The organism is Nonomuraea sp. NPDC050383, assembly GCF_044459125.1.
Taxonomy (GTDB): domain Bacteria; phylum Actinomycetota; class Actinomycetes; order Streptosporangiales; family Streptosporangiaceae; genus Nonomuraea.
Genome location: NZ_JBITIP010000001.1, coordinates 481,608 through 504,987, shown reverse-complemented (window position 1 = coordinate 504,987; position 23,380 = coordinate 481,608). Strand labels below are relative to the sequence as shown.

At 73.6% G+C, this 23,380-nt stretch carries 21 protein-coding genes; 5 read left to right on the top strand and 16 right to left on the bottom strand.

The window, feature by feature from the left end:
• Position 1: 1 nt before the first annotated feature.
• On the top strand, positions 2 to 1,132 hold the full coding sequence (locus ACIBG4_RS02255; RefSeq protein WP_397200306.1) for a prephenate dehydrogenase: 1,131 nt from the start codon (positions 2 to 4) through the stop codon (positions 1,130 to 1,132).
• 57 nt (positions 1,133 to 1,189) lie between these two features.
• Here the strand turns inward: ACIBG4_RS02255 and ACIBG4_RS02250 are convergent, their stop codons facing one another.
• Together ACIBG4_RS02250 and ACIBG4_RS02245 are read right to left on the bottom strand one after the other, a co-directional pair.
• Positions 1,190 to 2,191: a glycosyltransferase family 2 protein gene (locus tag ACIBG4_RS02250; RefSeq protein WP_397200305.1), complete on the bottom strand. Its 1,002-nt coding sequence runs from the start codon at positions 2,189 to 2,191 to the stop codon at positions 1,190 to 1,192.
• A complete protein-coding gene (locus ACIBG4_RS02245) occupies positions 2,188 to 3,027 on the bottom strand; it encodes a glycosyltransferase family 2 protein (RefSeq protein WP_397200304.1) in 840 nt (279 codons plus the stop codon). The genes ACIBG4_RS02250 and ACIBG4_RS02245 overlap by 4 nt, the downstream gene beginning before the upstream one ends.
• A 212-nt stretch (positions 3,028 to 3,239) precedes the next feature.
• Between ACIBG4_RS02245 and cmk the strand changes: the two genes are divergently transcribed.
• The 3 genes from cmk to aspS all read left to right on the top strand — a co-directional run bounded on the left by cmk (position 3,240) and on the right by aspS (position 7,008).
• On the top strand, positions 3,240 to 3,977 hold the full coding sequence (cmk, locus tag ACIBG4_RS02240; RefSeq protein ID WP_397200303.1) for a (d)CMP kinase: 738 nt from the start codon (positions 3,240 to 3,242) through the stop codon (positions 3,975 to 3,977).
• Positions 3,978 to 4,009: 32 nt separating this feature from the next.
• Positions 4,010 to 5,416, top strand: coding sequence for a ribosome biogenesis GTPase Der (gene der, locus ACIBG4_RS02235; RefSeq protein WP_355452855.1), 1,407 nt, complete (start codon positions 4,010 to 4,012; stop codon positions 5,414 to 5,416).
• Between the two features lie 320 nt (positions 5,417 to 5,736).
• Positions 5,737 to 7,008 carry an aspartate--tRNA(Asn) ligase gene (aspS, locus tag ACIBG4_RS02230; RefSeq protein ID WP_397200302.1) on the top strand — a complete coding sequence of 424 codons (1,272 nt, stop codon included), beginning with the start codon at positions 5,737 to 5,739 and terminating at the stop codon, positions 7,006 to 7,008.
• 66 nt (positions 7,009 to 7,074) lie between these two features.
• On the opposite strand, the gene ACIBG4_RS02225 is transcribed toward aspS, so the two are convergent.
• From ACIBG4_RS02225 to ACIBG4_RS02205, 5 genes are all read right to left on the bottom strand, one after another.
• Complete coding sequence (locus ACIBG4_RS02225) at positions 7,075 to 8,676, bottom strand: MFS transporter (protein WP_397200301.1); 1,602 nt, start codon at positions 8,674 to 8,676, stop codon at positions 7,075 to 7,077.
• 19 nt (positions 8,677 to 8,695) lie between these two features.
• Positions 8,696 to 9,343: an LppX_LprAFG lipoprotein gene (locus tag ACIBG4_RS02220; RefSeq protein WP_397200300.1), complete on the bottom strand. Its 648-nt coding sequence runs from the start codon at positions 9,341 to 9,343 to the stop codon at positions 8,696 to 8,698.
• 93 nt (positions 9,344 to 9,436) lie between these two features.
• Positions 9,437 to 9,895, bottom strand: coding sequence for a MarR family winged helix-turn-helix transcriptional regulator (locus ACIBG4_RS02215; RefSeq protein WP_397200299.1), 459 nt, complete (start codon positions 9,893 to 9,895; stop codon positions 9,437 to 9,439).
• A gap of 87 nt (positions 9,896 to 9,982) precedes the next feature.
• Positions 9,983 to 10,159 carry a hypothetical protein gene (locus tag ACIBG4_RS02210; protein ID WP_310716726.1) on the bottom strand — a complete coding sequence of 59 codons (177 nt, stop codon included), beginning with the start codon at positions 10,157 to 10,159 and terminating at the stop codon, positions 9,983 to 9,985.
• Positions 10,160 to 10,168: 9 nt separating this feature from the next.
• Positions 10,169 to 10,777 (bottom strand): 4'-phosphopantetheinyl transferase family protein, encoded by a 609-nt coding sequence (locus ACIBG4_RS02205; RefSeq protein ID WP_397200297.1) that lies wholly within the window; start codon positions 10,775 to 10,777, stop codon positions 10,169 to 10,171.
• Between the two features lie 183 nt (positions 10,778 to 10,960).
• On the opposite strand from ACIBG4_RS02205, the gene ACIBG4_RS02200 reads away from it, so the two are divergent.
• Positions 10,961 to 12,382: an FAD-binding oxidoreductase gene (locus tag ACIBG4_RS02200; RefSeq protein ID WP_397200296.1), complete on the top strand. Its 1,422-nt coding sequence runs from the start codon at positions 10,961 to 10,963 to the stop codon at positions 12,380 to 12,382.
• Positions 12,383 to 12,434: 52 nt separating this feature from the next.
• Here ACIBG4_RS02200 and ACIBG4_RS02195 read toward each other — a convergent pair whose 3' ends face one another.
• The 9 genes from ACIBG4_RS02195 to ACIBG4_RS02155 all read right to left on the bottom strand — a co-directional run bounded on the left by ACIBG4_RS02195 (position 12,435) and on the right by ACIBG4_RS02155 (position 23,320).
• Complete coding sequence (locus ACIBG4_RS02195) at positions 12,435 to 13,835, bottom strand: nucleotide pyrophosphatase/phosphodiesterase family protein (RefSeq protein ID WP_397200295.1); 1,401 nt, start codon at positions 13,833 to 13,835, stop codon at positions 12,435 to 12,437.
• On the bottom strand, positions 13,832 to 14,953 hold the full coding sequence (eboE, locus tag ACIBG4_RS02190) for a metabolite traffic protein EboE (RefSeq protein ID WP_397200294.1): 1,122 nt from the start codon (positions 14,951 to 14,953) through the stop codon (positions 13,832 to 13,834). The genes ACIBG4_RS02195 and eboE overlap by 4 nt, the downstream gene beginning before the upstream one ends.
• Entirely contained in the window at positions 14,953 to 15,804 is an 852-nt protein-coding gene (locus tag ACIBG4_RS02185) for a TatD family hydrolase (protein WP_397200293.1), read from the bottom strand. Before ACIBG4_RS02185 ends, eboE begins: the two co-directional genes overlap by 1 nt.
• A 19-nt stretch (positions 15,805 to 15,823) precedes the next feature.
• The gene (locus ACIBG4_RS02180) at positions 15,824 to 16,420 is read right to left on the bottom strand and encodes an EboA domain-containing protein (protein ID WP_397200292.1); all 597 of its coding nucleotides are present in this window, start codon (positions 16,418 to 16,420) and stop codon (positions 15,824 to 15,826) included.
• Positions 16,420 to 17,343, bottom strand: a complete 924-nt coding sequence (locus ACIBG4_RS02175) for a sugar phosphate isomerase/epimerase family protein (protein ID WP_397200291.1) — start codon at positions 17,341 to 17,343, stop codon at positions 16,420 to 16,422. Before ACIBG4_RS02175 ends, ACIBG4_RS02180 begins: the two co-directional genes overlap by 1 nt.
• On the bottom strand, positions 17,340 to 18,233 hold the full coding sequence (locus ACIBG4_RS02170; RefSeq protein ID WP_397200290.1) for an SCO3242 family prenyltransferase: 894 nt from the start codon (positions 18,231 to 18,233) through the stop codon (positions 17,340 to 17,342). The genes ACIBG4_RS02175 and ACIBG4_RS02170 overlap by 4 nt, the downstream gene beginning before the upstream one ends.
• Positions 18,234 to 18,238: 5 nt before the next feature.
• Complete coding sequence (locus ACIBG4_RS02165) at positions 18,239 to 19,444, bottom strand: inositol-3-phosphate synthase (RefSeq protein ID WP_397200289.1); 1,206 nt, start codon at positions 19,442 to 19,444, stop codon at positions 18,239 to 18,241.
• 74 nt (positions 19,445 to 19,518) lie between these two features.
• Positions 19,519 to 21,282 carry a lectin gene (locus ACIBG4_RS02160; protein WP_397200288.1) on the bottom strand — a complete coding sequence of 588 codons (1,764 nt, stop codon included), beginning with the start codon at positions 21,280 to 21,282 and terminating at the stop codon, positions 19,519 to 19,521.
• A 91-nt stretch (positions 21,283 to 21,373) separates the two neighbouring features.
• Positions 21,374 to 23,320 (bottom strand): alpha-L-fucosidase, encoded by a 1,947-nt coding sequence (locus ACIBG4_RS02155; protein WP_397200287.1) that lies wholly within the window; start codon positions 23,318 to 23,320, stop codon positions 21,374 to 21,376.
• Positions 23,321 to 23,380: the final 60 nt, after the last annotated feature.

Here is a 23,380-nt window from a genome sequence, read left to right as displayed (position 1 = left end):
CATGGCCTCCGAACTCCGCACCGTGCTCGTCGTCGGCACCGGTCTCATCGGCACCTCCGTGGCGCTGGCGCTGCGCGGGCACGGGGTTCGCGTGCTGCTCTCCGACCGCGACCAGGGCGCGATGCGCCTGGCGCGTGAGCTGGGCGCGGGCGAGGAATGGCAGCCCCAGCCCGCGACGGCCACCGGAGCGGACGGCGCGGGCGGCGTGACCGGCGCCGAGAGGGCGGATCTCGCGGTGATCGCGGTGCCGCCCGCTCACGTCGCCACCGAGCTGCTCGCCCTCCAGCGGGCCGGCGCCGCCACCCACTACACCGACGTGGCCAGCGTCAAGGCCGTCCCCATCGACGGGGCCCGCCGGCTCGGCTGCGACCTGGGCGCGTACGTCGCCTCGCACCCGCTGGCCGGGCGGGAGAGGTCCGGTCCGGGGGCGGCGCGGGCCGACCTGTTCCTGGGCCGGCCCTGGGCGCTCTGCCCCACCCCGGAGAGCTCCCCGGAGACCAGGGCCGCGGTGCTGCGCCTGGTGGAGCTGTGCGGGGCCAACCCCGTCGAGGTACACGCCGACGACCACGACCGGGCCGTCGCCGTGGTGTCCCACGCGCCCCACGTGACCGCCTCGGCCGTGGCGGCCCGCCTGGCCGACGCCTCCGAGGTGGCGCTCGGGCTGGCCGGGCAGGGCGTGCGCGACGTCACCCGGATCGCGGGCAGCGACCCCGGGCTGTGGCTCGGCATCCTGGCCGGCAACGCGGCGCCCGTCGCCGAGGTCCTGGAGGCGGTCTCGCGCGACCTGTCCGAGGCGGCGTCCGCGCTGCGCGCCCTGGCCGGCGGCGACGGCACCGCCTCCGGTGAGATCACCCAGCTCCTCAAGCGGGGTGTCGCGGGCCACGGGCGCATCCCGGGCAAGCACGGCGGTCCCGCCTCCTCCTACGTGATGGTCCAGGTCGTCATCGGCGACCGTCCCGGCCAGCTCGCCAAGCTGTTCCAGGTGTGCGACGAGGTCGGCGTCAACGTCGAGGACGTGCGGCTGGAGCACGCGCCGGGCCTGCCGCTGGGCATCGCCGAGGTGTCGGTCCAGCCGGACGCGGCGCCGGTCCTCACCCGGGCCCTGCACGAGCGGGGCTGGCAGGTCCCCTGACCGGCCCGCACGGCCGCCCTCGGACGGCCGTCTTGCCGTACCCGGGCGGCCTGTGGGTCAGGAGACGTAGCGGCGGGCCCGCGAGGTGGCCTGGGCCTGCTCCAGGCTCGCCAGGCGGACCTCCACCCGCTCGGGGACCCTGCGGCGTTCGGCGAGCACCCACGGCAGGCCGCGCAGTGCGTCCAGGGCCGCGAGCGCGGAGACGCGGTCGTGCGGCACGGTCCGCGCCAGGTGCAGCGTGCGGCGCATCGCCGCGCGCACCGGGCGGCGCAGCCAGGTGAACCAGAGCGTGTTGCGCAGCCCCACCCGCCTGCGGGCGTGGGCGTCACGGTTCCTGGACGCCTCGTGGTGGACGGTCAGCTCCTCCAGATAGCACAGCTCCCAGCCGGCGGTCGCCAGGTCGACGGCCAGCAACTCCTCCTCGCCGCCCAGCCACAGCCGCCGCGAGAACCCGCCGCACCGCAGGAACGCGTCCCGGCGCAGCACCGACGCGCCCGCCAGGAAGCTGCCCAGCGCCGGGCCTGGCAGCCAGGACGGGCCGCGTACGGGGGAGTCGCGCAGCTCCGGCACGATCGGGTCCTCCCGGCTGCCGGGCTCGGCGAGGATGCGGGCCGTGACGACCGCCAGGCGCGGGTGCGCGTCGAGCACGTCGGCGGCGCGGGCCAGCGAGCCGGGCTCCCACCAGGTGTCGTCGTCGGCGAACGCCACGTACGGCGTGTCCAGCCGCTGCACGCCGAGGTTGCGGCCGACGGCGCCCAGGTTCTCGCGCAGCGCCACCACGTCCGCCCGGGGGTACGCGGCGGACACGGCCTCGGCGGTGCCGTCGTCCGAGCCGTTGTCGACCACCACGACCTTCGGGCGTTCGGGGAGGGCGAGCAGCCGGCCGACGGACCTGAGCACCTCCTCGCGCCTGTTCCAGGTGATCACGACGGCGCTGACCCGCGCGTCCGCCGTCGCGCGCCCCCGGCCGTCTCCGGTTCCGGTCGCGTGCTCCCTGCTCTTCCAGGGGCCCGGCGGCCCTTCGTCGTCCCCTGGCCCCGGCGCGTGGCGCGGGCTCATCGGCGGTCCTCCAGCAGCCGGCGGGCCCGCTCGACCGCCGGGGGCAGCGCGCGCCGCTGTGCCAGCGCCAGCGGCAGCCGGGGAACGGCCGTGCGCAGCCCCCGCCAGCCGCGCGGGCCCTGACGCAGTGCCGCCAGCGAGCGCCGGGCGACCACGCTCCACGGGCGGCGCAGCACGGCCGTGAGCACGGAGTTGCGCGTGGCGAGCTCCCTGCGCCCGCGCGGGTCCCGCGACGGGGACGGATGGTGGTGGGCCACCACGTCGTCGACATAGGCGAGACCCCAGCCCTTCGCGGCCAGGTCCATGGCCAGGCGTTCCTCCTCGCCGAAGAAGAAGATGACGTCGTCGAACCCGCCGGCCTCCAGATAGGCGTCCCTGCGCACCACCGCGCCGCACGCGAGGAAGCCCAGCACGCTCGGGCCGGGCAGGTCCGGGTCGTGGCCGAGCGGGGAGCGGGCCATCTCCTCGCACACCGGGTCGAGGCGCTCCTGGGAACCGACGAGGACGCGGGCGGCCAGCACGGCCAGGCGTGGGTGCGCGTCGAGGACGTCCGCCGCCCGTGCCAGCGCCCCGGACGCCCACCAGGAGTCGTCGTCGGCGAAGGCCACGTACGGGGTCCGCGCCATGCGCACGCCCACGTTGCGGGCTGGCGCGCCCAGATTCCGGCCGGCCTCGACGACGGTGACGCCGGGGAAGTGGCGGCGGACGAAGCCGGGGCTGCCGTCGGTGGAGCCGTTGTCGACCAGGATGACGGGGCGTGGGTGGTGGGGGAGGGACCCGGCCAGCGCGCGCCGTCGATTCCTGGTGGCCACCACCACCGTAACCCGTTCGACCATGTACGGTCCCTAACCGGAATGCCGCCCCTTACTCGTCATACGGCCCCTTACCGGACTGCCACGGCTCTGCGCTCCTACGGCCTGCAGCACCGGCCGTCCCGGCGGCGCGCTCCGCCAGGCGCGGGAGGACGCGGGCGGACGCCGGAAGGGGCGCGAGGCGGTAGCCTCTTGAGGTCGAGCAAGAGCCTTGAGCGCGTGAAGAAGGAGAGGCCGTGGCCGGTCTGGTCGTCGCCATGGACGGCCCTTCGGGGTCGGGCAAGTCGAGCGCGTCGCGCGGGGTGGCCAAGGCCCTCGGCCTGCGTTACCTCGACACCGGCGCCATGTACAGGGCGATGACCTGGTGGGTGCTGGAGCAGGGCGTGGACCCGGCCGACACCGACGCGGTCGCGGCGCGGGCCGTCGAGCCCGAGATCGTCTCCGGCACCGACCCCGACGCCCCGTCGATCCACATCGACGGCGTGGACGTGGCGGGGCCGATCCGGGGCGCCCAGGTGACCGGCGCCGTCTCGCTGGTCGCGGCGGTGCCCGAGGTGCGGGCCCGGCTCGTGGCCCTGCAGCGGCGGATCATCGGCGACGGCGGCATCGTGGTCGAGGGCCGTGACATCGGCACGGTCGTCGCGCCCGACGCGACGCTCAAGATCTACCTGACGGCCAGCGCCGAGGCCCGCGCCCAGCGCCGCCACGCGGAGCTGTCCGGCGCCGCCGAGTCCACCGCGACCACGGGGCCGGCGACGACGGTCGAGGCCCAGCAGGCCGAGCTGGCCAGGCGCGACAGGCTCGACTCGACACGCAAGACCGATCCACTCTCGATGGCGGATGGCGCCGTCGAGCTCGACACCACCGCGCTGAACCTGGAGCAGGTCATCGCGGAGGTGCTGAGACTGGTCGAGGAGCGGAGCGGTTCCGCGGCGCGGAGCGGCTCCGGCGGCCAGCACTACGAGCGCGCCTGAACAGGTGCGGGACTCACTAAGGATGAAACATCGTGTCTACGGGGGACTGGGTCGAGGCTGATCTCGACGACCTCGCACTAACGGAAGAGCACGACGACAGCGGTCCGCTGCCCGTCGTGGCCATCGTCGGACGGCCGAACGTGGGCAAGTCCACGCTGGTCAACCGCATCATCGGCCGCCGGGAGGCGGTCGTCGAGGACGTGCCCGGCGTGACCCGGGACCGGGTGACCTACGAGGCCAACTGGCGCGGCAAGCGCTTCACGGTCGTCGACACCGGCGGCTGGGACCCCGACGCCACCGGCATGGGCCTGCGCATCGCCGAGCAGGCGCAGGTCGCGGTCGAGCTGGCCGACGTGATCGTGTTCGTGGTCGACGCGACCGTGGGCGCGACCGACTCCGACGAGATCGTCGGCTCGGTGCTGCGCCAGTCGGGCAAGCCGGTCATCCTGGCCGCCAACAAGGTCGACAACCAGCTGGTCGAGCTGGAGGCCGCCGCGCTGTGGTCACTCGGCCTCGGCGAGCCGTACCCGGTCTCGGCCCTGCACGGCCGTTCCAGCGGCGACCTGCTGGACGTGGTCCTCGACGCGCTGCCGGAGACGCCGCGCGAGACGTTCGGCACCGAGCGTGGCCCCGCCCGGGTGGCGCTGCTCGGCAAGCCCAACGTCGGCAAGTCGTCGCTGCTGAACAAGCTCGCCGGCGAGGAGCGGGTGCTGGTCGACCCGATGGCCGGCACCACCCGTGACCCGGTGGACGAGCTGATCGAGCTCGGCGGGCGCACCTGGCGCTTCGTCGACACGGCCGGCATCCGGCGGCGCGACCGCGAGCTGCAGGGCGCCGACTTCTACGCGGCTATGCGCACCCGGGCCGCGCTGGAGCGCTCGGAGGTGGCGGTCGTGCTGATCGACGCCAGCGAGCCGCTCACCGAGCAGGACCTGCGCATCATCGGCTTGGTGATCGAGTCGGGCCGCGCCATGGTGGTCGCGTTCAACAAGTGGGACCTCGTCGACGAGGACCGCCGCTACTACCTGGAGAAGGAGATCGACCGGCAGCTCGTGCGCACCCCGTGGGCGCTGCGGGTCAACATCTCCGCCCGCACCGGCCGCCACGTGGACCGGCTGGTCCCGGCCCTGGAGAAGGCGCTGGAGTCGTGGTCGACGCGGGTGCCCACGGCCAGGCTCAACGCGTTCCTGACCGAGCTGGTGCAGCAGACGCCGCCGCCGGTCCGGGGCGGCAAGCAGCCGAAGATCCTGTTCGCCACCCAGGCGTCGGTGGAGCCGCCGAAGTTCGTGCTGTTCACCTCGGGGTGGCTGGAGGAGACGTACCGGCGCTTCATCGAGCGGCGCATCCGCGAGGAGTTCGGCTTCGCCGGGTCGCCCATCGAGGTGACGATGAAGATCCGCGAGAAGCGCAAGGGCGGCGCCTCTCAGCAGAAGAAGTGACGGCCCGGCCCCCGCGACCCGGCAGCAATCGCGTTGCCTCGTCGCGGGGGCGGCGGCTAACATCCACGGCTAACACGTTGACGGAGACGAGTAGCCGGAAGACCGCGCGGGCAGAGAGAGCCGCCGGCAGCTGCGAAGGCGGCCCCGTGCCTCCCGGCGAAGACACTCCCGAGTGCGGGGAGGAAATGCCCCGCCGGCCTGACCCCCGTCATCGGGTCACGGAGGCCGTCCCGTCCGGGGCGGCGAAAGTGCGGTGGCACCGGGAGCTCCCTTCTCCCCCGCACTCCCAAGGGATCACACATGTCCTCCAAGGAGCAGTGATGATCTCTCGTGTCCTGTCGGCGCAGCTCAAGGAGCACGCCGGCCAACGAGTGACGATCGCCGGATGGGTCCATCGCCGCCGGCGGCTGAAATCCGTGTCCTTCCTCCTCGTCCGCGACCGCCGCGGCGTCGCCCAGGTCGTCGTCCCGCCCGGGACGGTGCTCCCGCCCGAGGAGAGCGTCGTGCACGTCACCGGCCTCGTGACGCCCGGCGCGCACGCGCCAGGCGGGGCAGAGCTCACCGAGCCCCGCATCGAGGTGCTGTCGGAGCCCGCCAAGGCGCCGCCGTTCGACCTGTACCGGCCCGTCGTCCCGGCCGCCCTGCCGGCCGTCCTCGACCACGCGCCCGTCGCGCTGCGGCATCCGCTGCTGCGCGCGCCGCTGGAGATCTCGGCGGCGAGCGTGGCCGGGTTCCGGGCGACGCTCGACCGGCTCGGCTTCACCGAGATCCACACCCCGAAGCTCGTCGCCTCGGCCACCGAGTCCGGCGCGAACGTCTTCACCGTCGACTACTTCGGCCGTCCCGCCTACCTCGCCCAGTCGCCGCAGTTCTTCAAGCAGGCGATGGTCGGCGTGTTCGAGCGGGTCTACGAGGTGGGGCCGGTGTTCCGGGCCGAGCCGCACGACACCGCCCGCCACCTGGCGCAGTACACGAGCCTGGACGCCGAGCTGGGGTTCGTCCGCGACCACCGCGACGTGATGGCCGTCCTGCGCGAGGCCCTGGCGGGCATGCTGGAGTCGGTACGGCTGCGCGCCGCCCCCGCCGTCGAGGCCCTGGGTGCCGCGCTGCCCGAGGTGCCGGCCGAGATCCCGGCCGTCCACTTCACCGAGGCCAAGCGCATGAGCGGCGAGGACGGCGAGCCGGACCTTTCGCCGGCGCAGGAGCGGTGGCTGTCGGAGTGGGCGCTGCGGGAGCACGGATCGGAGTTCCTGTTCGTCACCGGCTACCCGATGGTCAAACGTCCCTTCTACACGCATCCCGACCCGGCGCGTCCCGGCCACTCCAACGGGTTCGACCTGCTGTTCCGCGGGCTGGAGCTGGTGACGGGCGGGCAGCGGCTGCACCGTCACCAGGACTACCTGGACGCGCTGGCCGCCCGCGGCGAGGCCGTGGAGCCGTACGAGGGGTACCTGCGGGCGTTCGAGCACGGGATGCCGCCGCACGGCGGGTTCGCGATCGGTCTGGAACGCTGGACGGCTCGCCTGACGGGCGCGCCCAACATCCGGCAGGCGGCGCTGTTCCCGCGCGACCTGCACCGCCTCTCGCCCTGACGCACCCCCTCGCCCTGACGCGCCCTCCCGCCCGGACGCATCCTCTCGCCCTGACACACCGCCCGCTCAGGCGCCGCGTCCGGGCATGAAGAAGGCGACCACGGCGCCGATCAGGCACAGCACCGCCGTCACCAGGAACATCTCGGTGTACTCCAGGTGCAGCGCGGCGTCGACCCGCGCCAGGTAGTCCGCCATCCTGCGGGCGTACACCGCCGGGTCGACGCCGAACGGCAGCGGCGTGTCCAGGTGCGCCGTCAGCGACTGGAACCGGTAGAACCCCCAGGCCGACACGCCCGCGATGCCGATCAGCATGCCCATCATCCGGGCCACCACCACGGCGGCCGAGGCCACGCCGTGCTGGGCGGCCGGCGTGACGCGCAGCACGGCCGCCGACACGGGGGCGATGACCAGGCCCAGGCCCAGTCCGGCGACCACCAGGTCGGCGCTCATCTGCGGACGGGCGCCGGCCAGGTCCAGCGGCCAGCGGCTCATCAGCGCGTACCCCACGGCGGCGACCAGCAGTCCCGTCACGGCGACGGAACGGTCACCCAGCCGGCGCGCCAGCAGACCGCCGGCGACCGCGCCCACGGGCAGCGCGATCAGGAACCAGCCCAGCACCTGCGCGGCGGCTTCCAGGGCCTCCATCTCCAGCAGCGTCTGCGCGGTGAACTGCACGAACACCATGGTGACCAGCAGCGCCGCGCCGGTCAGGAAGCTGGCGCCCAGCGTGGCCAGCAGCGGCCCCTTGCGGGTGCCGGACAGGTCGAGCAGTCGTACGGGGGAGCGGATCTCCCACCGGACGAACGCGGCCCCGGCGAGCAGCCCGGCGGCGATCAGCGGCAGGCCCCAGGGCGGGAGGACGGCCTTGGCTGGGTCCGGGTTGTAGAGGCCGGCCACGAGGAGGGCCAGGGCGAGCGCCAGCAGCGCGCCCCCCGTGCCGTCCACCCGCCCCACGGTGCCCGTGCCGTCCGCGCGCTCCACAGCTCCCGTGCCGTCCGCCCGTACCGCTGGGGGAGAGGGCGGGGGGACCCAGCGGTGCACCGCGACGGCGGCCAGGGCGGCGAGCGGGACGTTGATCCAGAAGATGGCGTGCCAGCCGCCCAGCTCCACCCCCAGGAACGAGGTGCGGGGCAGCGCCGCCAGCAGCCCGCCGTACAGCGGACCGAGGGCGCTGCCCAGCTCCTGCGCCGCTCCCACGGCGCCGAGCGCCATGGGCCGCTCCCGCTCGCCCCACAGGTCGGCGATGAGCGCCATCGTGATGGGCAGCAACGCGCCGCCCGCCACGCCCTGGACGGTCCGGCCGGCGACCACCATGGCCTCGCCGGCCGCCAGCGCCGTCAGCACCGAGCCGAGCGCGAACGCCGCCAGGCAGGCGTGGATGAGGGGCCTGCGGCCGTACCGGTCGGAGAGCCGGCCCAGCAGCGGCATCGCCGCCACGTACCCCAGCAGGAACCCCGTGACCACAGGCGTGGCCCGCTCCAGGCGGTTGACCGGGATGCCGACGTCCTCGGCGATGTCGATGAGGACGGTCACCACCACGTAGGCGTCGAGCGCCGCGAGCAGCACCACCGCGCCGCCGACGCCGAGCGCGACCCGGCGGGCCGCCTTCGCCGGACGGTCCTCGTCACTCCGGACCGCCGGGTCCTCGCCGGCCGGTCCCGTCGTCAAGGAGCCCATCGCGCCGGCCTCAGCCCGCCGGCGGCGGCGTGATCGTGACCGGCGCGTCGTAGTCGCTGAACGCGACCGTGACCGTGCCGTCCTGCAGCGGCAGCTCCACCTTCCGCAGGCGGCTCGTCGCCTTGTCCACCCAGACGGTCCCGTTGACGCCCTGGGTGACGCCGGGCACCATCGTGCCGAGCACCTGGCCGGAGAACGTCGTCGCCACCCGGTAGGCGCCGTCCTCCTCCGCCTCCACGCGCGGGTCGGCCGCGGTGGCCAGCAGCTGGGGGACGCCCTTGTCGTGGTCGAGGATGAGCGACGGGTCGTAGATCTGCGCCAGCTCCTTGCGCGTCAGCCGCTGGAAGCCGCCGGTCGGCCCCTTGAAGTGGACGGTGTCGCCGACGAGCGCGAACGTGATCTCCTGGAGACTGCCGAGCACCTCCAGCGTGAGCGTGCCGTCGGCGTCGCCCGCCGAGGTGAGACGGCCGTCGGCCTTCTTCAGCGGCACCTTCGGCTTGCCCTCGGTGGCGATGGAGAACGTGGCCGACGTGACCGTCTTCATGGCCTCCGACGCCTTCTTCATCAGGTCGGGCCCGGCGGGCAGCTCCGCGCCGCCACCCGACGAACAGGCCGACATGAGCGCGACAAGAACGACGAGCAGCAGCTTTCTCGGCATGAGCGGATCGTAGCGAGCGTCCGGATCAGCGTGCGCCGGTCACCGATATCGGTTGGGTGTCGGCGCCCGCCGCCCCGCCGTGCGGGGACGGGGTCAGCGCAGCTCCTTGAGGTGCTCGACGATCGGCCGGTAGGCCCTCTCCAGGGCGTCGAGCTGCTCGTCGGTGAGCCGGTCGATGAAGTGCTCGCGCACGCCGGCCACGTGATCGGGCGCCACGCGCTGGATGGTGTCCCAGCCCTCGTCGGTCAGCACCGCGAACGTGCCGCGCCGGTCGTCGCGGCACTCCTCACGGGTGACCAGGCCCTTGGCCTCCATGCGGGAGATCTGGTGGGACAGGCGGCTGCGTGACTGGATCGTGGCGTCGGCCAGGTCGCTCATGCGCATCCGCCTGCCGGAACTCTCCGAGAGGTTGACCAGGATCTCGTAGTCGTTCACGGACAGCGAGTGGGCCTGCAGCTCACGGTCGAGCCGGTGCATGAGCAGCTTGTGCAGGGCCAGCTGGGTGCGCCAGGCACGCTGCTCGGCGGGGGAAAGCCAGCGGGGCGCGCTCATGATCTCCAATCTAGCGCACGCTCATCGATCCCACGGGCGATCGCCCGGCCCCGGCGCCGGCCCAGATGTCCGCTCCAAACACCTGGTCTAGGCGAAGGCCATGACGATCGCGACGCCGACGACGTGCATGATCACGACGGCGGCGATGAGGAAGACGAACACGAACTTCGCCGGTCCGTGCTCGAAGGTCTTGCCCTCCTCCAGCGGCTTGCGCGCGGCCACGCGGTCCGCGATCCGCTCCTCCAAGGGCTTCCTGTAGAACATACGTCCAGTTTATTCGGAAAGCGGCAGCCTGCGGGCTGGGGCGTCTGTGATAACAGCCACCATGACGTCCGCCTCGGCCGTCCACTCCAGCACGTGGCGCCCCGCCCAGTCGATCTCCGCCGTCCGCAGCAGGTCCAGTGACAGCTCGCCGCGCTTGATCAGCGCCTCCTTGCGGGCCCACAGCCGGATCAGCTCGTCGTTGCGGGTGACCCCGGCACGCTCGCGGGGGGTGAGCGCCACCTCGGCCAGCGCCCCGTCGAGCGGGCCCGCGGGCACGCGCTCCGCGTCCACCCCCACCCGCCCGTCGCCGGCCGCCGCGCAGACGTAGCCGCGCGTGTGGCTGAGGCTGACGCCCAGGGAGGGAGCCTGCTCGACGTACGGCCGGCCGTGGCCGGGGCCGTGGACGTCGCAGCGCTGGAGCAGCGTCAGCTCCTCCGGGCGCCGGCCGAGGGCGGCCGCGGCGCACTGCCGTACGAGCAGGTGGGCGGCGACGAACGCGGCGCGGTCGGCGTCGAACGCGAACCGCGCGGCCCGCTCCCGCTCGACCGGGGTGAGCCACTCCTCGGGGGCGCGCACCTCGTCGGGCCGGCCACCCATCGCCACAGGGCCGATCGTCACCTTGGTGATCTTACGATCCCCGGCCCGAGCCCGTACGGCCGCCCCCGTCCGCTGGGGCGGGCGGCCGGGACGACGGGCATGACCAGGATTTCACCGGTCACCGGGACACGACGGGTTCGCCGAAAACTACGATGAGTTGACATTGACCGCCGGCTCTGGGGGAGGGCCGGCCGGGAGGGCGTCATGGTGCGGCTGATCAAACGTGAGCTGGAGACGCTGCGCGAGAGGTGCACGGGACGCGTGGTCACGGAGCAGGACCCCCGCTACGACGCCGCCCGCGCGCTCTGGAACGGCGCCGTCGACCACCGGCCGGCCGCGATCGTCCGCTGCACCGGCCCCGGCGACGTGTCGGCGGCGATCAGGTTCGCCCGCGAGGAGGAGCTGGAGATCTCGGTACGCGGCGGCGGCCACGACGTCGGCGGCTGCGCCGTGACCTCCGGCGGCCTCATGGTGGACCTGAGCGGGCTGCGCCGGGTGCGGGTGGACCCCGCCTCCCGCCGCGCCGTCTGCGAGGGCGGCGCCACCTGGGCCGACCTCGACGCCGCCACGCAGGCGCACGGCCTGGCCACGCCCGGCGGCACGGTCAGCCACACGGGTGTCGGCGGGCTGACGCTGGGCGGCGGGTTCGGATGGCTGACCCGGATGCACGGCCTCTCGGCCGACAACCTGGAGTCCGCCGACCTGATCCTCGCGGACGGCCAGTACGTCCACGCCTCGGCCCGCGACCATCCCGACCTGTTCTGGGCCATCCGGGGCGGCGGCGGGAACTTCGGCGTCGTCACCGGCTTCACCTTCCGGCTGCACCCGGTGGGGCCCGAGGTTCACTTCGCGCTGCTGTTCTGGGAGGCCGAGCGCGGGCCGGAGGCGCTCCAGGCGATCGAGGAGGCGATCGCCGGGCTGCCCCGGCGTGCCGGGGTGCTGGCCGCGTACGGGCTGACCGCGCCGCCCGCGCCGTTCGTGCCGCCGCCGCACCGCTCCAGGCCCGGCCACGCGCTGCTGATCGCGGGATTCGGCTCGGCGGAGGAGCACCGGGCGACGGTGACCGGGGTCGAGGACATGCTGAGGCCGCTGTTCACGTACGCCGACGCCATGCCGTACCCGCGGCTCCAGGCGTTCCTGGACGCCACCGCCCCCTGGGGCGTCCACGCCTACGAGAGGGCGCTGGACCTCGCCGCGATCACCCCGGGGGTGGCGGCCACGCTGTGCGAGCAGGCGGCTCTCAAGGGGTCGGCGATGACGTTCATGCCGTCGTTCCGCCTCGACGGGGAGTTCTGCGCCGTGGACGACGCCGCCACCGCCTACGGCGGGTCCCGGCTGCCGCACCACACGCTCTGCTTCACGGCGCTCACGACGTCGCCCGAGGCGCTGCCGGCCGAGCGGGCGTGGTCGCGGGCCGCCTGGGAGGCGGTGCTCCCGCACGCCATGGGCGCCGGCTCGTACGTGAACTTCCAGGCGGAGCGGGAAGCGGACCGGGTACGGGCGGCCTACGGGGTGGAGAAGTACGGGCGGCTGGCGGCGGTGAAGGCCGTCTACGACCCGGACAACGTCTTCCACCTCAACGCCAACATCCGCCCGGCCCGCCGCTCCCGGCACCGCGCCACCTGAGCCGGGGGACGATGCCCACCCTCTGAGCACCGCTGTGCGCACCGGCCGGGGCCTAGGGGGTACGGCCGAGGAGGAAGTCCTTCACCTCGGTCGCCGCGAGGTGGTCGCGGGCGGCGGACCGGTCGGAGCACAGCAGCACGGGCCCGTCCTCCGGATCGCGGGGGAGCAGGCCGTGGGAGCCGCGGACGGCGCCGGCGCCCGCGTCGAGGCCGACGACGTCCATCAGGTAGCGCATGCCGGCCTTCTTCCTGAGCAGGGCCAGGGCCGCCCGCCGCCTGGCCCGTCCCGGGCCGGCCGGGTCGAAGAACAGCTCGGCCGGGTCGTAGCCCGGCTTGCGGTGGATCTCCACCAGGGGGGCGAAGTCCGGCGCCCGGGCGTCGTCGAGCCAGTAGTAATAGGTGAACCACGCGTGGGGATCGGCCAGCAGCACCAGCTCGCCGGAGCGCGGGTGGCCGAGGCCGCGGGCCGTCTTGTGCTCCTCGCCGAGCACCTCCGCCACGCCGGGCAGGGCGGCGCAGAGCCTCGCCACGGCCGGCACGTCGGCCGGGTCCCGTACGTAGACGTGGGCCACCTGGTGGTCGGCCACGGCGAAGGCGCGGGAGGTCCACGGGTCCAGGTACTCCATACCGGCCTGCGTGTGGACGTGGAGCAGGCCCTCCGCGCGCAGCAGCCGGTTGACCGCGACCGGCCGGGACACGTCGGTGATGCCGTACTCCGACAGGACGGTCACCGTCGTCCCCCGGTCGAGGGCGGCGTCCAGCAGCGGCGCCAGCACCCCGTCCAGCTCGGCCGCGGCTGCGGCCGAACGGGGGTCGCCGGGCCCGTACCGCTGGAGGTCGTAGTCGAGGTGCGGCACGTAGGCGAGGGTCAGGTCGGGGTCGCGGGTCGTCATGACGTGCCGGGTGGCCGCGCAGATCCAGGCAGAGGAGGCGATGCCCGCCCCCGGCCCCCAGTAGGAGAACAGCGGGAACGGGCCGAGGCGCGCGGTCAGCTCGTCGTGAAGCCCGGGAGGGTAGGTGTAGCAGTCGGGTTCCTTGCGGCCGTCGGCGTGGTAGATCGGCCGTGGGGTGACCGTCCAGTCGACGTCGGCGCCCATGGCGTACCACCAGCAGATGTTGGCCACGGTGAAGCCGGGCCTGCGCCGGCGGGCGGCCTGCCAGACCTTCTCGCCACGGACGAGGGCGTTGTGCTGGCGCCACAGCAGCACCTCGCCCAGATCGCGGAAGTACCAGCCGTTGCCCACGATGCCGTGCGCGGAGGGAGGCAGCCCGGTCAGGAACGTCGACTGGACGGGGCAGGTGACGGCGGGCAGGACGGTGCCGAGCCGGGCCTGGAAGCCGGTCCCGGCCACCGCCCGCAGGCGGGGCATGTGGGCCAGCAGGCGGGGGGTGAGCCCGACCACGTCGAGGACGAGATGCGAGGCGCCGCGCGCGCTTCCCCGTGGAGAGGTCATGGGCGAACTCCCAGACGGTGGAGTTGGTCGCGGGCGAAGGCCAGCTCGGCGGCTATCCCCGCCGCGAGCTCCTGCGAGGTGCGGGGACGATGCGCCGGCGGCAGCACGTTCCAGGTGTAGGTCTCCACGTCGTAGTGATCGCACGCCCCGTGGGCGACCAGCTCGGCCAGGGCCTCGCGGAGCACGCCCGTCGTGGCCGACAGCGGCGGCTCGGGCCGCAGGTGCAGGGGCACGTGGTAGTGCACCCGCCAGGGCGCCGGGAGACCGGCCGCCAGCGCCTGGCCGAGGTCGTCGGCCGCCCCGCCGTCGGGGTTGCGGGTCTGGTGCAGGAAGCGCGGCTCGGCGTACTCCCGCAGCGCCGCGGGCTCGGCGCTCTCCAGAGCGGCCGAAAGCTGGACCTTCACCAGCGGCAGGCCCGCCCCCCACAGCGTGCGCAGGGCGTCGGCCGGCCGCTCCCAGGCACACGCCAGGTGGGCCAGGTCGAGGCAGATCCCGAGCCGGTCCGTGTCCACCCCGGCGAGGCGGGCCGCGGCCTGGGCCGTCGTCTCGATGACGCAGCCGGGCTCCGGCTCGAAGCCCACCCTGATGACGCGCCCGGTCGCCGCCTCGATTCCGGCCAGCCGCTTCGCCAGCTCGTCGAGCCGCCGAGCGGCCCGCCCGGCCATGCCGGTGTCCCAGGGCTCGCGCCAGGCCAGCGGCAGCGTCGAGATCGAGCCGCGTACGGCGTCTGCGGGCAGCAGGTCGGCCAGGACACGGGCCAGGTCGAGCGTGTACGACAGCCGCTCCCGGCTGGTCCAGTCGGGCTGGTAGACGGCGTGCTTGACGACCGGGTCCTGGAACGACCGGTAGGGGAAGCCGTTGAGGGTCACGACCTCCAGCCCCCGGGCGGCCAGCTCGCGGCGCAGCCGCCGGCGGCCCGCGGGGTCGGCGGCCAGCTCGGCCGCCACGGGCGCGGCCAGCCACAGGCCCAGGCCGAGCACGGGCGCGTCCAGCCGTTCGCGGACGGGCACGGCGAACTCGTCCAGTTGCGCGACGACGCCACGGAGGTCCTCGGCGGGGTGGACGTTGGTGCAGTAGCCCAGATGCAGGACGCGCCCGGCCGGGTCGCGCAGCCGCATCAGCTTCCTCCGCGCAGGATCGAGTTGCCCTGGAACGCCGGCTCCGCCTGGTCGGCCTCGGACAGGTCGAGCCGGCCCGACTGGCCGAAGAACTCCACGGGATTGCGCCACATCACCTTGTCGACGTCGTCCTCGTCGAAGCCCGCCGCCAGCATGGCTCGCGCGGTCTCCACCGTGAGCAGCGGGTCGGACCTCCCCCAGTCGGCCGCGGAGTTGACCAGCATCCGCTCCAGCCCGTGCCGGCTCAGGATCTCGACCATCCGGGGCGGCGACATCTTGGTCTCAGGGTAGAGGGAGAAGCCCATCCAGCAGCCGGACTGGTGCACCTGGCCGACGGTGAGCTCGTTGAGGTGGTCGACGAGGACCCGGCCCGGCGGGATGCCGGAGGCGGCCACCACGTCGAGGGTCCGCCGAGTCCCCCGGGCCTTGTCGCGGTGCGGGGTGTGGACCAGTGCCGGCAGGCCGTGCTCGACGGCGAGGGCGAGCTGCCGGGCGAACACGTCGTCCTCTTCGGGCGTCATCGAGTCGTAGCCGATCTCGCCGACCGCGACCACACCGTCCTTGTCCAGGTAGCGGGGGAGTAGGTCGAGCACCGGCCGGCAGCGGGGATCGTTGGCCTCCTTGGGGTTCAGCGCGATCGCGGCGTGGTGGCGGATGCCGAACGATCCGGCCCGGTACGGCTCCCAGCCGAGCAAGGAGTCGAAGTAGTCGACGAACGAGCCGGGATTGGTACGCGGCTGGCCCAGCCAGAAGGCAGGCTCGACGACGGCGCGGATGCCCGCCGCCGCCATCCTCCGGTAGTCGTCGGTGGTGCGCGAGGTCATGTGGATGTGCGGGTCGAAGATTCGCATCAGGCCTCCCACTGCCGGATCAGCCGGTCCGGCTTCGCTGGATGAGACGGTCGAGGAGGGCGGCGGCGTCGGCGGGCATGGTGCGGCCGGCGGCGGCGCGCTCGGCGGCGAACCCGGCGAGCATGGCGGCCAGTTCCGCGTCGGCCCGCTGGGCGAGACCGTGCACGCCGTCGAGCGGCACCCCGGTGAACACGCACTTGAGCACGGCCTGCCGCCACGTCGCCTGGTCCAGGTGCCGGGCGGCAGGGCCGAGCGCGGCGGCCAGGAGCCGGGCGTCGTTGGTGCGGATCGCGTCCTCCAGCAGCGGGACGACCTCCGCCCCGACCGGCAGCAGCGGCAGCGCCTTGAGCACGGCCAGCTTCTCCTCGGCGGTGGCCTCGGCGTACAGGAGAGAGAGCCGTTCGGCGAGTCTCTCCGCGGGCAGCGCGGCCAGCAACACCGCCCGGACCGCCTCGTCGGCACGCCAGCCGCGCGCCCCGGCCAGCGGCGCCCGGCCCGCGCGGCGCCCGGCGGCCGCGAACCGCCGCCCGACCTCCTCCGGCCGCCGCCCCACCTCCGCGCACGCCTCCATGACCCAGTCCTGATCGAGGACGGTCAGCAGCTCCTGAGCGTCCATCACCGGCTCCCTTCCCCGGCTGAGCGTTCCGCCGCGCGGAGGAACGCGATCGAGCGGGCGGCGACCTCAGGCGCCGCGTGCGAGTGCCGGGGGAGCTCGACCGCCACCAGCCCGGTGTAGCCGCAGGCGGCAAGGGTGGCCAGGACGGGCGGGAAGTCGATCTCCCCGGTGCCGAGCTCCAGATGCTCGTGCACGCCCCGGCGCATGTCGTCGATCTGCACGTTCACCAGGTGCTCGGCGACGGACTCCACACAGCCGGGCACGGGGTCCGGCTCCAGGCAGCGGCAGTGCCCGATGTCGAGGGTGAGCCCGAAACCCTCGGGGCGGCCGAGCGCGTCACGCAGCCGCCGCCAGTCCGCGATGGTCGCCACCAGCATCCCCGGCTCCGGCTCGAAGCCGAGCGGTACCGTCGCGGCGTCCAGCAGGTGCGCGCAGCCGTCCACGAGCCGTTCCCAGGCCAGGTGGTCCGGGACGGAGGGGGGCCGTACCCCGGCCCACAGTGAGAGAGCTTCGGCGCCGAGGTCGGCGGCGACGGCGGCGCCCCGCCGCAGGAAGTCCAGCCGCAGGTGGCCGTCGTCGTGCAGCAGGGTGGGGGCGTGCTTGTGCCAGGGGTCGAGCAGGTAGCGGGCGCCGGTCTCGACGACCACGCCGAGTTGGAGATCGCGCAGCCGGTCCGCGACGGCCGCGACCCGCCGGGCCGCTCCGGGCGCATAGGGATCCAGGTGATCGTGGTCGAGGGTCAGGGCCACCCCGTCGTACCCGAGCGCGGCCATGACGTCCAGCGCGTCCTCCAGCCGGTGGTCGGCGAATCCGTTGGTGCCGTACCCGAACCGCAGCGCCCGCGGCGCGGTCGCTCCAGCCGCCCCGACGGCGGTGCTCGCTGCGGCTCCTTCGGTCGTGCCCCTCGTGCTCGCGCCGGTCATGTCGGTGACACCTTCGTGGCGAGGATCCTGCTCAGAGGCGCTGCCGCGGCCACGGCCAGTCCGGCGCCCTCCGCGCCGGCGTGCGCGGTGAGCGCGCCCTGCAGCGCGGGCAGCGCGGTGATCCCGCTGCCGACGGCTGCCCGGATGGCGGCGGCGGAGGGGTCGGCGGTGGCGCGGGCCTGGGCGAGGCCGAAGCGTGCGGCGTACCAGGCGGCGAGCGCGTTCTGCGTCCACCCCTGGCGGCGGCAGACGGTCGCGGCCAGGGCGACGGTGGCGGCCAGCGTCCCGGCGGGCAGGTGCGGCCCGGCGCCCGACACCTCGCGCCGGGACAGCAGAGTGAGCAGGTAGGTGTGGGCGCCCACCGTCAGCGCGGCGGGCAGGGCCGCGGGGAGCGCTCTGTCCGCCCGCCCGCGGGGGGAGGCGCCGAGCAGCACGTCGAGCACCCGGCACAGGGCCATCGCCGCAGGGCCCGCCGGAGTGTCCTTGACCGTGATGTCATAGGCCCACACCGCCGCCGCCAGCGCCGCCGCGACCGCACCCGCTCGCGATCCCGCGATCAGCGCCGCCACCGACACGCCCCCGGCGGTGAGCCCGGCGGCGACGCCCAGCGCCGCGCCGGGGGAGACCCGGCCGGACGGGATGGGGCGCTCCGGGCGTTCGACGGCGTCCACGTGGCGGTCGGCCCAGTCGTTGGCGGCCATGCCCGCCCAGTACAGGCAGACCGACGCACAGGCCAGTCCGGCCGTACGGCGGTCGAGCACGCCGGCTGCCGCAGCACCGGCCACCACGTCGCCGGGCACCGACAGCGCCGCCGGCATCCGCACCAGCTCGACCAGATCGCGTACCGCGGGCCGCCCTGATCGCGGGGCCCGCCCGGCCTGGCGGATCACGGCGCTCACCGTGGCCCGCCGGCGACCGGCCCGGGTCCGGTGCGCAGGCCGTCGGCGAAGTCGCACAGCAGGCGCCACTGGCCGGCCAGGGCGTGGGGGACCGGTCCCAGCGGATCCTTGAAGAAGAACGCCAGCTCGGTCAGGGCGCCGGAGCGGCCGTGCTCGTGCGCGGCGGCGGTCAGCCGGGCCAGGTCGAGGACCAGCGGGGCGGCCAGCGCCGAGTCGCATCCGTGCCAGGTGAAGTCCATGCGCATGCGCCGCCCCAGGAAGCCCTCGAACGTCACCAGATCCCAGGCCGTCTTGAAATCGCCGACATCCTCCAGGTAGTCGATGCGGATCTCGCCCTCGGGGACATAACCGAGCGTCTCCCGCAGAACCTTGCTCTTGCTCGCGGCCTTGGCGGCGTTCGGGCCCGGCTGCGCCAAACTGGCGCCGTCACCGCCGCCGAGCAGGTTGGTGCCCGACCAGGTCCGCACCCGCAGGTTGCGCGTCGCGAACATGGGCGCCAGCACCGACTTCACCAGCGTCTCGCCGGTCTTGCCGTCGTGCCCGCCGTACGGCACGCCCTGCCGGAGCGCCAGCTGGTGGAGCGCGGGCAGCCGGGCGCCGGTGGAGGGGGTGAAGTCGACGAACGGGCAGCCCGCGCGGAACGCGGCGTACGCGGCGAGTGAGCTGGGCGGCAGCACCCCCCGGCCGCCGCCCGGCCGTGCCTCCCGCCCGGCCGTGGGGAGCGGCTCGCGCAGCGCCTCCTCCAGGGCGTCCAGGTCGGCGTGCGCGGGGTGCGGAGCGGGCGCCGGCTCGGTCGTCGCGACGTTGACGACGATGACCCGCCGGAGACGGTGACGCTCCCGGAAGGCCGTCAGGTCGGCCGCCAGCAGCTCCGCCGCCTCGGCCTGGTCGCGCGCCGGGGGCAGCGGCCGCACCTCCCGCTCGACCGCCGCCAGCTCCTCCTCCAGCGCCCGCACCGGTCCGGCCGGGAGCACACCCTCATCGGCCAGCGCCTGTGCCTTCTTCACCAGCGACAGCGAGGAGACGTCGTGCCCGCCGAAGGCCAGCTCGGCCAGAGCGGGCAGGGGCGCTCCGCTCAGCTGGGGAAGTTCGGTGACGCAGCCGGTCGGCTCGGCCAGCCCGGCCCGGATGGCGAGCGCCCCCACGACGCCGGTCACCGCGACCGAGCCGCGGCCTCCGACGAGCCATACTCCTGTGGTCATCCGAATTGAACTGCGATCAAGATCGACGCTGGTCACTACATCCGCTCTCTGCCGGGGACGATGGCGCTGGACCTTCAGCCGTGGGTCCAGCGTTGGTTGGTGCCGCCGTTGCAGGTCCAGATCTGGGCCTTGGTGCCGTTGGCGGTGCCGGCGCCGGCCACGTCCAGGCACTTGTTCGCCCCGACGGCCGTGATGGTGCCGTCCGAGTTGGTGCGCCATTTCTGGTTGTTCTGGCCGTTGCAGTCCCAGATGATCACGGCTGTGCCGTCCGCCGTACCTCCGCCGTTGACGTCCAGGCACTTGGTGCCGTACACGCGCAGCTCACCGGAGCTGGTGGTGGTCCACTGCTGGTTGGGCTGGCCGTTGCAGTCCCAGATCTGCGTCTGCGCGCCGTTGGCCTGGGAGGCGCCGCTGACGTCCAGGCACCGGCCCGAGCCCACGCCCTGGAGCGCCTGCGTCGCCGCTGGAGGGCCGGGGGGCAGGAGGGTGATGGTGAAGGCGTCGTCGGCGTTGAGGTGCGAGAGGTTGACCGTCGTGCCGTTGCCGGACAAGGTGACGTTGGAGTCCTGGACGGTGACCGGGCCGGAGACCGCGCCGCCGCCGTTGTAGGGGATGCGCTCGACGACCACCCGCACCTGGTTGTTCTGCACGACGCCGCTGGTGCTGTCCAGGCGCTGCAGGTCGACGGCGATGTTGCCCGTCGTGCTGCCGCCGCCGACCAGGATCTTGGCGTTCCCGTCGGCCTTGGTGGCGAACGCGTCGTAGGACCTGCTGGGGGTGCTGGAGGCGATCTGACCGGTCTGCGACCCGTAGAAGCGGTAGGCCCACCATTCGCCCCTGGGCTGGTACTGACCCGACGAGTCGCGGACGAGCAGATTGGCGAGATCGTTGTGCAGGTTCGCGCCGCCGGCCCAGTTGGCGCGCAGGCCGTCCGCACCGGCCCGCTCCAGACGCGCGATGTACCAGGATCCGTCACCCGGGTTCTGCTCGTTGGACGCGCCGTACTCGTTGATCTGGTACGGCCGCGGATGGGGGATCGCGCGCGAGCCGAGCGTGGTGTCGGCCGTGGCCGCGTTCGCCACCGGGTCACCGGGCAGGGAGTGCCAGCTGACGATGTCGGGGACCACGTCGCCGGCCTTGACGTAGTCGAGGTACTGGGTCCACCAGCCGCTCGTCGCCGGCACGCAGGCGCAGCTCGGCCCGACGATCAGGTGCGTCGGGAAGGCGGCCCGGATGCGCTGGTAGGCCCGCTTCCACATGGCGAAGTACTGCGACTGCGGACGGTTCCAGAACAGGGTGATGTTGGGCTCGTTCCAGAGGTCCCACTCCACCGGGGCGCCGGTCGCCCGCACGTCGTCGATGAGGCGGGTGAGGAAGGCGTCGTAGTCGGTCCAGTCCCCGTTGTCGCCCGGGAAGCGGGAGATCGGGTAGCCGTCGGCGCCCCACAGGTCGTGGACCAGCAGGACGAACTCGCCGCCCAGCGCCCTCGTGCGCAGCAGCTGGGCGCGGGTGGCGTTCCACCGGCGGTCGTACCTGCCCGACACCCAGCCGCCGGGGCTGTCGAGCTGCGCCCCGCCGGCCCGCATGTACCGGAACTTCACATCCGTGAAGAAGCGGTCCGGGGGACCGGACCCGTTCTCGGTCATCCCGTAGATCCAGCCGGAGGCCCGGTGGGTGGGAGAGCCGCCCGCGACGGAGAAGTTCACGCTGATCGACTCGTCCGCCGCCTGAGCCGGCCCGGCGGACGAGAGGACCGATGCGGCGACGAGCGCACCGATGGACAGCAGCGCTGCCAGACGGCGGCGGCGTCCGCGCCGCCTGCTACCCAGGACGTCCATGCGCATTCCTTCGGCAGGGGGGCGGGCGGCCCGGCTCCGTGGGGGAGCCGGGCGGCCGTGCGCCCCGGGGAGGGTGTCGTGGGTGACGGGGTCAGGTGCGGGTCCACTGCTGGTTGGCGCCGCCGTGGCAGGTCCACAGGACCGCCTTCGTGCCGTTGGCGGTCCCGGCCCCGGAGGCGTCCAGGCACAGCCCGGACTGCACGCCGGTGACGCTGCCGTCGGCGTTGACGCTCCACTGCTGGTTGGCCCCGCCGGTGCAGTCCCAGATGACGACCTGGGTGCCGTTGGCGGTGCCCTGGCCGTAGGCGTCCAGGCACTTGGAGCCGTAGACCCGGAGCTCCTTGGCGGGGGTCGGCGTCCACTGCTGGTTGGCGCCGCCGTTGCAGTCCCACAGCGCCACCTGGGTGCCGTTCGTCTGGGAGAGGGAAGGGACGTCCAGGCACCTGCCGGCGTTGACGTTGCGCAGGACGCCGCTCGCCCCGGGGATCGCCCTGATCGGCCCGTTGAAGGTCAGCTTCACCACGTAGGCCAGAGCGGAGTACGGCTGACTGGGCAGAGTGACGCGCAGGCCGTTGGAGTCCTGGGTGCGCGTCGGCAGGTCGATGTACGTGCCGGCGGTGTTGCCGATCATCTCGGCCCTGCCCAGGTTGGACAGGTCGACCCGGCCGCTCGCCAGGGACGCGAGGTTGAGGGTGGCGCCGTTGCCGGGCCAGCCGAGCACGGTCGCGTACAGGACGGTGTTGTCCTTGCTACGGGTGTACCTGATGTCCTGGGCCGTGCCGGCGCGGGGGGTGGTGAACGAGCCGCCGCCCATCTTGGTGGGGCCTTCGCCGTAGGTGGTCCAGGCGCGGGTGGAGTAGATCGACTCGCCGTTGCGCCTGAGGTAGGTCCCGATGGCGTTCAGGATGCCCTTCTGGTCCTGCGGGACGGTGCCGTCGATCATGGGGGAGACGTTGAGCAGCATGTTGCCGTTCTTGCTCACCCGGTCGATCAGCGAGTGGAGCATCGCGGGCGCGCTGTAGTAGCCGATCCCGTCGGTGTAGGACCAGCTGGAGCTGCTGATGGCGTCGTCGGTCAGCCAGTAGGGGTACTGGATGCCGGCGGGGCCGCCGCGCTCGTAGTCGAAGACCTCGCCCTTGTTGTTGAAGCCGTCCTTGTAGGTGGCCACGACCTCCTTGCCCCACGCGTTGGCCTGGTTGTAGTAGTACGACAGGAAGGCGAGCCGCTTGGCCTCGTCGACGCGGGTGAGGTTGAAGTCCTGCCAGAGGATGTCGGGCTGGGCCTTGTCGACGACCTCCTTCAGCTTGTCGTACCAGAGTTGGTTCTGCGCGGCCGGGCCGAGCTGTCCGTAGAGCTTCTTCAGCGACGTGGTGGGCTGCGCCGGCACGTGGTCGTAGTAGCCGGTGAAGTTGTACGCGTGGTGCATCGCGACCAGCAGCTTCATGTTCCTGCCGCGGATCGCGTCGGCGAACAGCCGCAGCAGGTCCAGCTTGGGTCCTCGGCCGGCCGAGTTCCACTCGTTGACCTGGCTGTCCCACATGGAGAAGCCGTCGTGGTGCTCGGCGACCGGGCCGGCGAACTTGGCCCCGGAGTCGGCGAACAGCTGCGCCCACTCGTTCGGGTCGAAGTTGCCGCCCGCGGACTTGAGCTTGGGCGCGAACTGGACCCAGTTGCCGGCCTTGTCGCGCGAGCCGTCGATGAAGTTGTGGTACGGCCATGCCGAGGGATCGCCGTAGACGCTCTTGTGGTGGTTGTTCTCCGCGGAGCCGCCGACGTACATGTTGCGCGGGTACCACTCGCTGCCGAAGGCGGGCGTGGCGAAGGCTCCCCAGTGGAAGTAGATGCCGAACTTCGCGTCCTGGAACCATTCCGGCGCGGCCGGATGCTGGTCCACGGACGCCCACGTGGGCTCGTAGACGGAGGGGGCGGCCGTGGCGGAGCCGGCGAGAGCGGGCGCCGTGAGGAGGGCTCCGGCGAGCAGGGTGGCGCCGGCGAGGGCGGTGCGCCTGCGGAGTGCCGACAGCTTGGTGGGGGGCACGCTGTCTCCTGGTGTTGACCATCGGATGGAGCGGGGAAGGTCTCGGGCACGCCGAGCTTG

Excerpts from the sequence above, each read along its gene's own strand:
- eboE (WP_397200294.1), bottom strand. The coding sequence starts at position 14,953 with ATGCGGCTGCGCGACCCGGCCGGGCGCGTCCTGCATCTGGGCTACTGC.
- ACIBG4_RS02175 (WP_397200291.1), bottom strand. The coding sequence starts at position 17,343 with ATGACCGGCGCGAGCACGAGGGGCACGACCGAAGGAGCCGCAGCGAGC.
- ACIBG4_RS02180 (WP_397200292.1), bottom strand. The coding sequence starts at position 16,420 with ATGGACGCTCAGGAGCTGCTGACCGTCCTCGATCAGGACTGGGTCATG.
- ACIBG4_RS02215 (WP_397200299.1), bottom strand. The coding sequence starts at position 9,895 with ATGAGCGCGCCCCGCTGGCTTTCCCCCGCCGAGCAGCGTGCCTGGCGC.
- ACIBG4_RS02185 (WP_397200293.1), bottom strand. The coding sequence starts at position 15,804 with ATGCGAATCTTCGACCCGCACATCCACATGACCTCGCGCACCACCGAC.
- ACIBG4_RS02200 (WP_397200296.1), top strand. The coding sequence starts at position 10,961 with ATGGTGCGGCTGATCAAACGTGAGCTGGAGACGCTGCGCGAGAGGTGC.
- ACIBG4_RS02195 (WP_397200295.1), bottom strand. The coding sequence starts at position 13,835 with ATGACCTCTCCACGGGGAAGCGCGCGCGGCGCCTCGCATCTCGTCCTC.
- ACIBG4_RS02220 (WP_397200300.1), bottom strand. The coding sequence starts at position 9,343 with ATGCCGAGAAAGCTGCTGCTCGTCGTTCTTGTCGCGCTCATGTCGGCC.
- ACIBG4_RS02255 (WP_397200306.1), top strand. The coding sequence starts at position 2 with ATGGCCTCCGAACTCCGCACCGTGCTCGTCGTCGGCACCGGTCTCATC.
- ACIBG4_RS02250 (WP_397200305.1), bottom strand. The coding sequence starts at position 2,191 with ATGAGCCCGCGCCACGCGCCGGGGCCAGGGGACGACGAAGGGCCGCCG.
- ACIBG4_RS02160 (WP_397200288.1), bottom strand. The coding sequence starts at position 21,282 with ATGGACGTCCTGGGTAGCAGGCGGCGCGGACGCCGCCGCCGTCTGGCA.
- ACIBG4_RS02210 (WP_310716726.1), bottom strand. The coding sequence starts at position 10,159 with ATGTTCTACAGGAAGCCCTTGGAGGAGCGGATCGCGGACCGCGTGGCC.
- aspS (WP_397200302.1), top strand. The coding sequence starts at position 5,737 with ATGATCTCTCGTGTCCTGTCGGCGCAGCTCAAGGAGCACGCCGGCCAA.
- ACIBG4_RS02165 (WP_397200289.1), bottom strand. The coding sequence starts at position 19,444 with ATGACCACAGGAGTATGGCTCGTCGGAGGCCGCGGCTCGGTCGCGGTG.
- ACIBG4_RS02245 (WP_397200304.1), bottom strand. The coding sequence starts at position 3,027 with ATGGTCGAACGGGTTACGGTGGTGGTGGCCACCAGGAATCGACGGCGC.